This window comes from Streptomyces sp. NPDC055189 (assembly GCF_053606765.1).
The window spans coordinates 109648-120956 of record NZ_JBSGSG010000002.1; the positions used below are offsets into that span (position 1 = coordinate 109648).

Genomic DNA, 11309 nt, shown 5'->3' on the forward strand with positions numbered 1-11309 from the left:
CGTCACCCGCGGTTTCCGGAGACCGTCTCACGGGCGGCGCGGATGGACTCCTTGAGAGAGCCCATGGTGGCGAGGACGGCGGTCGGCTCGTAACCGCAGTGCGCCATGCAGTTGGCGCAACGCGGGTCCTTGCCGCGGCCGTACTTGTCCCAGTCGGTCTCCTCGATGAGCTCCTTGTACGTGGGGACGTACCCGTCGCTCATCAGGTAGCAGGGGCGCTGCCAGCCGAAGAGCGAGTAGTTCGGGATCGCCCACGCGGTGCACGGGAAGTCCGCCTTGCCCTCCAGGAAGTCGAGGAACAGGGGTGAGTGGTTCAGGCGCCACCGCAGCCTGTTGCCGCCCGCGAAGGCTTTCTTGAACAGTTCGCGGGTCTGCTCGACGCCCAGGAAGTGCTCCTGGTCCGGCGCCTTCTCGTAGGCGTAGGCGGGCGACAGCATCATCTCGTCGACCTGCAGCTCGTCATTGAGGAAGTTGAGGACCTCGATGATGTTCTGCGGCGTGTCGTTGCTGAAGAAGGTGGAGTTGGTGGTCACCCGGAAACCGTGCTTCTTGGCTTCCTTGATGGCCGCAACGGCCTCGTCGAACACGCCCTCTTTCGCGACGGATTCGTCGTGCCGCTCGCGCATGCCGTCGATGTGCACGGCGAACGCGAAGTACGGGGAAGGCGTGAACTTCTCCAGCTTCTTGCGCAGCAGCATGGCGTTGGTGCAGAGGAAGACGTACTTCTTCTTCGCCACCAACTGCCGGACAATTTCGTCGATGTGAGGGTGCATCAGCGGCTCGCCGCCGGCGATGGACACCATCGGCGCACCGGATTCGAGTACGGCGCCCACGGCCTGGGCCACCGGCATGCGCTGTTTGAGCACACCGGCCGGGTGCTGGATCTTTCCGCATCCCTCGCACGCGAGGTTGCACGCGAAGAGCGGCTCCAACTCGACGATCAGCGGAAACTTGTCACGCTTGCGGAGCTTCTGTTCAAAGAGATACGTCGCGACCTTGATGGTCTGGCGCAGCGGCATGGCCATCTGGCTCACCTCCGAGGGAGCAAAGAAGAACGGTGCCATTCGAAAAATGCGGGAAGCACGGCACGAAGAACGCGGAAAGCCGATATTCCACCGCGCACGGTGCCGATGCGGACGAGTTCGTGCTGTGGGGCGTCCACGACCACCCGGACGGCGGCAACCGGCCGTTGTCCCGCCCGCATCGCGCTGTGCAGCGTCGCGGCGGACTCCATGTCCACCGCGATCGCGCCCGTGGCGAGCAGGCCGGCGCGTTCGTGTGCGCGTACGACGTGGTCGGAGCCGGTCAGCGGGCCGGTGTGCACGGTGCGGCCGGGCAGGGCCCGCATCAGCTCCTTGACCAGCAGATCGGTGCCGACGCAGGACGTGTGGCCGTGTGCGTCGCGGGTCTGGTCGGCGACGACCAGATCGCCGGGGTGCATGCCGGGGACGAGCCCGGCACAGAAGCCGGTGGCCACGACGGCGGCGTGGCGCAGCGGTTCCTTGCCGAGGGCGCCGGTGACGGCACGCTCGGCGTTCTTGGGGCCCATGCCCGTACGGACCATGGTGACCTGCCCGGCGGCGCCCGTGCGGTCTCCCGTGCGCAGGGCGAGGTGCTCGATGCCGAGCGCGCAGGCGATCAGCAGCGGTGCGGGGCCCTGGGCGGCCGGGGTCCGCTCCATCAACCCCCCTTGACGGAGAGGCCCGCGAACGGCTCTCCGTTGACGTACCGGCCGAGGGCGGTGAGCGGGAAAACCTGCCGGTAGAGGTGGTAGTTGATGGAGAAGTCCCAGGGGAAGCCGGTGCCGGTGAAGTACGGCTCGTCCCAGGAGCCGTCGGCCCGCTGCGCCTCGGCGAGCCAGGCGATGCCCCGCTCCACCGCCTTGGAGTCCCGTTCGCCTGCCGCGAGCAGCGCGAGCAGCGCCCAGGCGGTCTGCGAGGCGGTGGAGACGCCGTGGCCCCGCCACTCCTCGTAGCGGTAGGAGCGCAGGTCCTCGCCCCAGCCGCCGTCGTCGTTCTGCACGGACTCCAGCCAGTTGACGGCGCGGCGCAGCGCGAGGTGCGAGGCGGGCAGGCCCGCCGCGGTGAGCGCGGGGACCACGGACCCTGTTCCGTAGACGTAGTTGACGCCCCAGCGGCCGAACCACGAGCCGTCCGGCTCCTGTTCGGCGAGTAGCCACTCGATGCCGCGGCGGGTGCGCGGGTCGTGAGACTTGCCCTCGATGGCGAGCATCTCGACGACGTGTCCGGTGACGTCGGCCGACGGCGGGTCGATGACCTCGCCGAAGTCGCAGAACGGCAGCCGGTTGGGGAACGGGCTGGTGTTGTCGGCGTCGAAGGCGGCCCAGGCGCCGTTCCTGGACTGCATGCCCAGGGTCCAGCGCGCTCCGCGGGAGATCGCGTTCTCCATGCGCGGGCGGTCGGGGTGTTCGACCCGGCGCAGGGCCAGGATGACTTCGGCGGTGTCGTCGATGTCGGGGTAGTTGTCGTTGTGGAACTCGAACGCCCAGCCACCCGGGGCCAGTTGGGGCCTGCGTACGGACCAGTCGCCGGGCCGCACGATCTCCTCGCCGAGCATCCAGTCGGCCGCCTTGATGAGCTGCGGGTGGTCGGCGGGCACACCGGCGTCGGCGAGCGCGATGGTGGCCAGGCAGGTGTCCCAGACCGGCGACTGACACGCCTCGATCATCCGGGCGCCGTCCTCGCGCCAGACCGCGAACCGGTCGAGCGACGCGAGGCCGGCCTTGAGGACCGGGTGCTGAAGGTCGTAGCCGAGCAGATGCAGCGCGATCACGGAGTAGACGGCCGGCGGCTGGATGCCTCCCCAGCAGCCGTCGTTCTCCTGGCGCTCGATGATCCAGCGGGCGGCGCTGTTCATTGCGGCCTTGCGCACCCGGCGCGGGGCGACCTTGCGGTAGAGGTGCAGCGCCTTGTCGAGCCGCTGGAACACTCCGTCCCAACTGCCCACGGGAGCCAGGGGCTTGTCCGGGTTCGGCACGCGTGCGTCGCTGTGCAGTTCCTCCAGGGCGAAGGGCGCGGGGCGGACGGGGCGCTTGGCGGAGACGATCGTGAGCGGCACGATCGTCTGGCGGGCCCAGCATCCGAAGTCGTAGATGTTGAGGGGCAGCCACTTGGGGAAGTAGATGAGCTCCGGCGGGAGTTCGGGCAGGTCGTCCCACTTCCACCAGCCGAACAGGGCGAGCCAGATGCGGGTGAAGACGCGGCTCTCGGCGATGCCGCCCTGGTCGCGGATCCAGGCGGAGGCCTTCGCCATGTGCGGGTCGTCCGGGGCGTCGCCCGCCAGACGCAGCGCGACGTACGCCTCGATGGTGGTGGAGAGTTCGCCGGGGCCGCCGAAGAACGTGGCCCAGGTGCCGTCCTCGCGCTGCTCGCCGCGGATGAAGAGCGCGGCGGCGCGGGTGGTCTCCTCGTCCCGGATGCCCAGGAACTGACGGAGCAGCAGGTCTTCGGCGTCCATCGTCACGTTCGTGTCGAGGTCGCCCTTCCACCAGCCCGCGGCGTCCTGCTGCGAGAGCAGGAAATCGGTGGAGCGCTGTATGGCGCGCGCGGCGGCGTCAAGTGGCCCCGGCGGCGCGGCGGTCGTGTCGAGTGGCTGGCTGGCCGAAGGTGCGCGGGGCGTCACCGCTCCGGTGCTTCCGTCGGTCGTCGCTGTCATGGCTTCCCCTTCGTGCAGTCGTCTTCTCTGCTGTGGGTCCGCCGTCGGCCGACGCGCTGGGCGCCGGCCGGCGACTGCGAGCGCTATATCTGCCCGATAGTGATCATCTCTTCCGTACGACGACGAAGTCGGCGAGCGCGACGAGCTGGGCCCGTACCCGCTCCGGCATCTCGATGGTGTCGAGCGCCTCGATGGCGATGGTGTGCTGGCGCCGGGCCTCCTCGGCGGTCCACTCGCGGCCGCCCGCCTGCTCGATCAGGGCGGCACGCGCGGCGAACTCCTCCTCGGAGAAGCTGTCGAAGTCGTTGCTCTTGGCGTCGGCCGCGAGCAGCTCGCCGAGCTGCTCGGACGCGGGGCCGCCGGCGGCGAGCGCGGCCACGACCGGCAGCGACTTCTTGCGCTGGCGAAGGTCGCTCCAGGTCTGCTTGCCGGTGGACTCCGGGTCGCCCCAGATGCCGAGCAGATCGTCCACGGCCTGGAAGGCGAGGCCGAGGTGGTAGCCGTACTTCTCCAGGACGTCGGCGGTGCGGTCGTCGGCGCCGCCGAGTACGGCGCCGATGGAGACCGCGCAGGCGAGGAGGGCGCCGGTCTTGTTGCCCTCCATCTCCAGGCACTCCTCGACGGTGACCCGCTCGCGGTGTTCGTAGGAGATGTCCTGCGCCTGGCCGTCGATCAGGGCGCGGGTCGCGGTGGTCAGGCGGCGCGTGGCGCGGCCCGCCTCGACGGTGCCGATCTCCAGGAGGATCTCGTTGGCGAGCGCGAAGAGGGCGTCGCCGACGAGGATGGCCTGCGCGGGGCCGTGCACCTTCCACACCGTGTCGCGGTGGCGGCGCTGCTCGTCGCCGTCCATCAGATCGTCGTGCAGCAACGAGAAGTTGTGCACCAGCTCGACGGCGACAGCTCCGGGTACGCCGACTTCCGGCGCGGCGCCGGCGGCTTCCGCGGAGAGCAGGGCGAGCGCGGGACGCACGGCCTTGCCGCCGTCGCCGTCCGCCGGGTTGCCCTCGGCGTCGATCCAGCCGAAGTGGTAGGCGGCGACGGTGTCCATGGGCGGCGCGAGACGGTCCACGGCCGATCGCAGCACCGGGGTGGCCAACGTCCTTCCGCGCTCGAGCAGTGAGGTCACGTCCACCGTGTCGGCAGCCGATTCGGCCGAGGGCACAGTCGGCACAGTCTCTCCTCTTGTTCCGGAGCTGAATTCCTGGGGAACTGACCCCAGAAGGTCTGGCTTCACGCGGCCTCCTCGACGTCGAAGAGGTGGTCACGTGGTCGGTCCAGCGCGGAGAGGGCTGCCCCGGCGGCACTGATGCCACTGCGGACGGCGCTCTCCATGGTCGCGGGCCACCCGGTGGCGGTCCACGCCCCGGCCAGGTACAGGCCGGGAGCCTTGGTGCGAGCACCGGGCCGCAGCCGGCCCACTCCGGGAGTCGGCGCGAACGTCGCCGTACGCTCCCGGGTCACGAAGAAGTCCCGTACCTCCGCGCCGTGCGCGGCGGGCAGCAGCCGCTCGAGCTCCGGCAGATAGCGCTCGCGCAGCGCGGCGACGGGAGCGTCGATCTCGTCATGGGCGGCGGACTGGGACAGCGCGAGGTACTGGCCCTCGGTGAGCCCGGAGGCGTCGGTCCGGTCGAAGACCCACTGGACCGGCGAGCCGATGGCCGCGAAGAAGGGCCGCTTGAGGACCTTGCGGTCGTACACGACGTGGATGTTGAGGATCGGCGCGGTGTCGATGTCGAGGAGCCGGTCGGGCTCGTCGAGCGCGCCATCGGGGAGCAGGTCGTGCGTCTCGTGTTGCGGCACGGCGAGCACGACCGTTTCCGCCTCGATTACCTCGCCGGGAACTTCGACCTTCCAACTCCCGTTTTCCGTACGGGAGATGGAGGTGACTCGTGTCCTCAGTTCGGTTCGCACGCCCGCGGAGTCGAGCGCCTTGCGGGCGAGCGTGTCATGGAGATCACCGAGGGGCACGCGTGCCCAGCCGATGTCGGCGGCGCCCGGCTGTGAGAGCAACCCGGTCTTGAAGACCATCGCGGCGAGTCCGAGCGAGGAGTCCCCCGCGACGGCGTTCAGCGTGGCCACACCGACGAGGTCCCACAGGGCCTCGATCGCACGCGCCGACTGACCGTGAGCGGCGAGCCAGCTGCCGAAGTCCTGGCCGTCGAGCTTGGGGTCGGCCGGGTCGAGTCCCTTGAGGGCGAGCGCGGCGCGGCCCACGTTGGCGCGCTCCGCGAGCGACAGGTGCGGATACGTGGCGAGGCTTGCCGCCAGGTGCAGCGGCACGGGCAGCGCGGTGCGGCGAAGCCGTCCGAGCCGGTTCAGGCCGGCGTCGAGCACGGGCACGTCGAGACGTTCCTGCAGGGGCGCGAGAGCTGCTCCGTCGACGCGGTCGAGGAACCAGCGGTAGGCGTTGCAGCAGCGCAGATAGACGTGCTGGCCGTTGTCGACGGTCAGCTCGCCGCGCTTGAAGGAGAAGGCGAGCCCGCCCAGGCGCGGCCGTCCTTCGAGCAGCGTGACGCGCAGTCCCGCGTCGGCGAGGGACAGCGCCGCGGTGATGCCGGCGAGACCTCCGCCGACCACCACGGCGGCCCCCCGTCCTGCTTCGCCGTCGGCCTCCTCAGCCGATCGCATGCCGTCGTCCTTCATGCTCTTTCCCCCTCGGCCGTTGCAGTCTGGGACGCCGGGGCGGAGCGGAGGGTTGCCCGCCGGTTGCAGGAGGTTGTCCTACGTTCGCCGCATCTGCCGTGGATGCCCATCAAGTACGCCTCCTGATGGTCTGTCGGGAGATGGTGCGCGCATCCAGGCCCGAGAGACCGCGCACGGCGACATACGCCTTTTCACGTCCCGGCAGCGAGACACGGCCCCGCAGGACCGCCTCCGGCTCCCGCTCGATGCGGTCGAGGAGCCGCCGGTAGATGCCCGCCATGGCGGCGACACAGGCCCCGCTGCGCCGGTCGAGCATGGGGAGAAGGCGGTACCCCTCGGCGAAGAGGGCGCGCGCCCTGCGCACCTCGAAGTGCACGAGCCCGGCGAAGTCGGACCCGGCGGGCGGCTCCGAGCCCGAGAACCCGGCGGAGCACCCGAACTTGGCGAGGTCGTCGGCGGGCAGGTAGGTGCGACCGTCCTCCGCGTCCTCGCGAACGTCGCGCAGGATGTTGGTCAGTTGGAGCGCGAGGCCGAGCGTGTCCGCGTACTCCGGCGCGCGCTCGGCATTGAGCGCCCCCCGCTCCGTACCGAACACGCCGAGCGAGAGCCGCCCGATGGCCCCGGCCACACACCGGCAGTAGACCTTGAGGTCCTCCCACGTCTCGTACGTCTCACCGCGGACGTCCATCAGGACGCCGTCGATGAGCTCGTCGAGACCGCCGAGCGGGATGGGGAAGTGCGCGGCGGCATGGGCGAGGGCGACCGCCACCGGGTCGGTGTCGTCCTCGTCCACCTGCCCCTCGCGAATGCGGACGAGCAGCTCCCTGGTCTCGTCGAGGCGCTCGGCCTTGACGTCCGGGGCGAGCGCGCCGTCGCCGATGTCGTCCACGCGCCGCGAGAGGGCGTAGAGCGCCGACATGGCGCGGCGCTTGGGCATCGGAAGCAGCCTGATGCCGTACGCGAAATTGCGTGCCTGCTGTCCGGTGACGGCCTCGCAGTAGCTGTATGCGGCGAGTACCGGCGCGGACACGTTCGGGCCTGACTCCACGGTCCGGCTCACCCCTCTCCTCGCAGAACCGCTCCCACCTCACGCAGCAAACGCGGCTTGGCGGGCTTGGGCGGTCCTGGAAGTACGTCGTATCCGGCGGCGGCGATCGCGTGGACCGCCGCCCTCCCCCCAGCCACGAAGCCCGCAAGCAGCACCTTCAGCCTGCCGTGGACGCTACCCACCAAGGGGGTTCCTTCATTCAGGAGGCAGCGGGCGCGTTCTGCTTCATATGCAACCAGCGCGCGCACCGATGCGCCTGCCGTCGGTGCGGCCAGATCCCGCTCCTGGACATGAAATCGCTTCATGTCCTCGGCGGGCAGGTAAATGCGGTCCCGCTCCAGGTCCTCGGCGACGTCCTGCAGGTGCTCGACGATCTGGAGGGCGGTGCACACCGCGTCCGAGCGGCGGATCCGCTCCGGGGTCGCGGTGCCGGTGATGCCGAGGACGAGGCGGCCCACGGGGTTCGCGGACAGCTCGCAGTAGGCGAGGAGGTCGTCGTAGGTCTCGTAGCGGGCGACGAGCTGGTCCTGGCGGTTGGCCGCGATCAGGCCCAGGAAGGGTTCGGGCGTGAGGCCGCAGCGGCGCACGGTGGGCCGCAGGGCGCGCAGCAGGGGGTGGCGGGGCTCGCCGGACGCCGCGCCGAAGACCCGGTGCAGGTCGGCCTCGAAGGCGTCCAGCAGGGCGACCCGGTCGTCGGCGGCCCCGGGGTCGACGCCCAGATAGCGGGCGTCTGCGCCGCCGGGGGCCAGGTCGCCGTCGCCGATGTCGTCGACGAGGCGGGCGTAGCCGTAGACGGCCATGAGGTCGGCGCGCCAGGCGCGGGGCAGGAAGAAGGGCGCCACGGGGAAGTTCTCGTCCGCGGCCTTCGCGAGGACGGCGGATGCATCGCGTAGCTGGAGATCATCCGTAGCCATTGCCGTCACATCTCCCGTTCTACACTGCCGACCCAATACATCCTATTTCGGACACGCCGCCCGGCCCTCCGCGAGGCGGACCGTGCCATGAGCCGGGGCGCCGCGCGATATCGCCCCACTTGCCGCGAATCAGCACCGGTACAGCTTACGTTGTACAACGCAGCGTGCATCGTCGGGGTGTTCCGCGCATCACAACAACACACCGATTGGCGTCAATCTTCCCCGGGCGCAAGGGACTTGAGGGGCCCGGCGGGACCACTGAGGTGGTCGAAGACTCAGGACGCAGAAAGACCCCGCCGGGTTGACTCCGGCGAGGCCTTGTCTCATTCGGGTGTACGAGAGGGGCTATTTGCCCGTGAACTTCTCGTACTCCTTGATGACCTCGTCGGTCGGCCCGTCCATGCGCAGCTCGCCGCGTTCCAGCCAAAGGACGCGGTCGCAGGTGTCACGGATGGACTTGTTGTTGTGACTGACGAGGAAGACCGTGCCGGCCTCCTTGCGCAGCTCGCGGATGCGGGCCTCGGAGCGCTTCTGGAACTTGCGGTCGCCGGTCGCCAGCGCCTCGTCGATCATCAGTACGTCGTGATCCTTGGCGGCCGCGATGGAGAAGCGCAGGCGGGCCGCCATGCCCGAGGAGTAGGTACGCATCGGCAGGGTGATGAAGTCACCCTTCTCGTTGATGCCCGAGAAATCGACGATTTCCTGGTAGCGGTCCCTGATCTGCTCGCGTGTCATGCCCATCGCGAGCCCGCCGAGTATGACGTTGCGCTCGCCCGTCAGGTCGTTCATCAGGGCCGCGTTGACGCCGAGCAGCGAGGGCTGGCCGTCGGTGTAGACCTTGCCCTTCTCGGCGGGCAGCAGGCCCGCGATGGCGCGCAGCAGGGTCGACTTGCCGGAGCCGTTCGAGCCGATCAGGCCGATGGCCTCGCCTCGGTAGGAGGTGAAGCTGACGCCGCGCACGGCGTGCACCTTGCGCACGCCCCGCTCCTCGCCGCGCTTGAGGATGCGGCTCAGTGCGGAGGTGGCGCTGCCCTTGCCCGTCTTGGCGCCGTTCACGCGGTAGACGATGTGCAGCTCGTCGGCGATGACGGTGGGGATGTGCGTCCTGTCGACGCCGGGTTCGTCAGCCACGGCCGTAACGCTCCTCAGCCTTCCAGAAGTACACGAAGCCGCCGACGGCGACCAGCACGGCCCAGCCCGCGGCGATCGCCCAGGTCCAGTAACCCAACGGGAGGTACTCGATGCCGTACCCGTCGATCAGCGCGAAGCGCATCAGGTCCATGTAGATGGCCGCCGGGTTCCACTGCAGGATGTCGGCGATCCACTCCGGCTTGCCCTTGAGCATGACCGGGATGGAGAACATCACGCCGGACGCGTACATCCACGTACGCATCACGAACGGCATCAGCTGAGCGAGGTCGGGGGTCTTGCTGCCCAGCCTGGCCATGATCATCGCCAGGCCCGTGTTGAACAGGAACTGCAGGGCGAGGGCCGGAACGATCAGCAGCCACGACAGCTTGGGGTAGCTGCCGAAGCCGATCGTGATGACGAACAGCACGATCATCGAGAACAGCAGCTGCTGGAGCTGCTGCAACGAGAAGGAGATCGGCAGCGAGGCCCGCGGGAAGTGCAGCGCGCGCACCAGACCGAGGTTGCCCGCGATCGCCCGGACACCCGCCATCACCGAGGACTGCGTGAAGGTGAAGACGAAGACACCGGTGACCAGGAACGGGATGTAGACCTCACGCTCGAAGCCCCGGTCCGCTTCCAGGATCAGACCGAAGATGAGGAAGTAGACCGCGGCGTTCAGGAGCGGCGTCGCCACCTGCCACAGCTGGCCGAGCTTGGCCTGGCTGTACTGGGCGGTCAGCTTCGCCTGGGAGAAGGCGAGGATGAAGTGGCGCCGTCCCCAGAGCTGGTGGACGTACTCGAAAAGTCCGGGCCGTGCGCCGCTGACGGTCAGACCGTACTTGGCGGCGAGATCGGCCCGGGAGAGCCCGTCATCGGGCGACGGAGGCGCGGTCACCGCGACTCCGCCGTCATGCGTTGTCTCACTCACGAGTGGAAACTTTCGTCTTCAGATGCGCAGCCGGTCGGGCGTAGGCATGGGCCAGGGACCGGGGTATGGCCCAGATGCTCTCAGACCCGAGCTTCTCAGATGACAGGAGGTCGGCCCAGTCGGGTCAGGCGCCACACCGTACGCCACTTCATCGGCCTGCGAGGTCCGCAAGGCGTCGTCCAGCCCTCCTTGAACCCGCCGAACCAGGCCTTGAGCGCGGGGCCCGAGGGCTTCCTGGCCAGGGTCAGGAGCATCCACACCCCGAGGTAGACCGGGACCAGGAGCGCGGGCAGATTCCGGCGTGCGAGCCAGACCCGGTTGCGCGCGACCATCCGGTGGTAGACCGCGTGCCGCGAGGGGGCGGTCGTCGGGTGGAAGAGCACCATGTCGGCGCGGTAGTCGATCATCCAGCCCGCGTTCAGCGCACGCCAGGCGAGGTCGGTCTCCTCGTGGGCGTAGAAGAACTCGTCGGGCAGCCCGCCGACCTCGGCGATGACCTTCGTACGGACGGCGTTGGCGCCGCCGAGGAAGGTCGTCACGCGCGAGGAGTGCATCGGGTCGGAGGCACGAAGGCGCGGCACGTGGCGGCGCTGGGTCTCCCCCGTGTCCGGATCCGCGATGCGGAAGCTGATGATGCCGAGCTTCGAGTCGGCGGCGAACGCCTCGCGGCACAGCTGGGCCGTGTCCATGTTGGCAAGGAGGCCGTCGTCGTCGAGGAAGAGGAGGACGTCGACCTCGGTGCCGCCGGGGCCGAACGCCTCGATGCCGACGTTGCGGCCGCCGGGAATGCCGAGGTTCTCCGGCAGCTCGACGGTGCGCACGCCCTCGGGGACGTCGGGCACGGGGGCGCCGTTGCCGACGACCACCACCTCGACCGGGTCGCCGTCCTGCTTGGCGACCGAGTCGAGCAGGGCGCGCAGCTCCTGCGGCCGGTTGCCCATGGTGATGATGACCGCGCCGACCTTCAGGG

The 11309-nt window shown here is 69.6% G+C and carries 10 protein-coding genes; all 10 read right to left on the reverse strand.

Features of this window, described 5'->3' with window-relative positions; genetic code table 11:
* Nucleotides 1-2 precede the first annotated feature (2 nt).
* Nucleotides 3-1025: an adenosyl-hopene transferase HpnH gene (hpnH, locus tag ACWFR3_RS02285; RefSeq protein WP_453732616.1), complete on the reverse strand. Its 1023-nt coding sequence runs from the start codon at nt 1023-1025 to the stop codon at nt 3-5.
* A 5-nt stretch (nt 1026-1030) separates the two neighbouring features.
* The gene (locus tag ACWFR3_RS02290; protein WP_453732617.1) at nt 1031-1681 is read right to left on the reverse strand and encodes a phosphorylase family protein; all 651 of its coding nucleotides are present in this window, start codon (nt 1679-1681) and stop codon (nt 1031-1033) included.
* A complete protein-coding gene (gene shc / locus ACWFR3_RS02295) occupies nt 1681-3675 on the reverse strand; it encodes a squalene--hopene cyclase (protein ID WP_453732618.1) in 1995 nt (664 codons plus the stop codon). Before shc ends, ACWFR3_RS02290 begins: the two co-directional genes overlap by 1 nt.
* A gap of 103 nt (nt 3676-3778) precedes the next feature.
* Complete coding sequence (locus ACWFR3_RS02300; RefSeq protein ID WP_453732619.1) at nt 3779-4909, reverse strand: polyprenyl synthetase family protein; 1131 nt, start codon at nt 4907-4909, stop codon at nt 3779-3781.
* Nucleotides 4906-6387: a hydroxysqualene dehydroxylase HpnE gene (gene hpnE / locus ACWFR3_RS02305; protein ID WP_453732794.1), complete on the reverse strand. Its 1482-nt coding sequence runs from the start codon at nt 6385-6387 to the stop codon at nt 4906-4908. The genes ACWFR3_RS02300 and hpnE overlap by 4 nt, the downstream gene beginning before the upstream one ends.
* A 40-nt stretch (nt 6388-6427) precedes the next feature.
* Nucleotides 6428-7378 carry a presqualene diphosphate synthase HpnD gene (hpnD, locus tag ACWFR3_RS02310; protein WP_453732620.1) on the reverse strand — a complete coding sequence of 317 codons (951 nt, stop codon included), beginning with the start codon at nt 7376-7378 and terminating at the stop codon, nt 6428-6430.
* On the reverse strand, nt 7375-8280 hold the full coding sequence (gene hpnC, locus ACWFR3_RS02315) for a squalene synthase HpnC (RefSeq protein ID WP_453732621.1): 906 nt from the start codon (nt 8278-8280) through the stop codon (nt 7375-7377). Before hpnC ends, hpnD begins: the two co-directional genes overlap by 4 nt.
* Before the next feature lie 345 nt (nt 8281-8625).
* Complete coding sequence (locus ACWFR3_RS02320; RefSeq protein ID WP_453732795.1) at nt 8626-9429, reverse strand: ABC transporter ATP-binding protein; 804 nt, start codon at nt 9427-9429, stop codon at nt 8626-8628.
* Nucleotides 9404-10339 (reverse strand): ABC transporter permease, encoded by a 936-nt coding sequence (locus ACWFR3_RS02325; protein ID WP_453732622.1) that lies wholly within the window; start codon nt 10337-10339, stop codon nt 9404-9406. The genes ACWFR3_RS02320 and ACWFR3_RS02325 overlap by 26 nt, the downstream gene beginning before the upstream one ends.
* Nucleotides 10340-10434: 95 nt before the next feature.
* Nucleotides 10435-11307: a glycosyltransferase family 2 protein gene (locus tag ACWFR3_RS02330; protein WP_453732796.1), complete on the reverse strand. Its 873-nt coding sequence runs from the start codon at nt 11305-11307 to the stop codon at nt 10435-10437.
* Between the last annotated feature and the right edge of the window lie 2 nt (nt 11308-11309).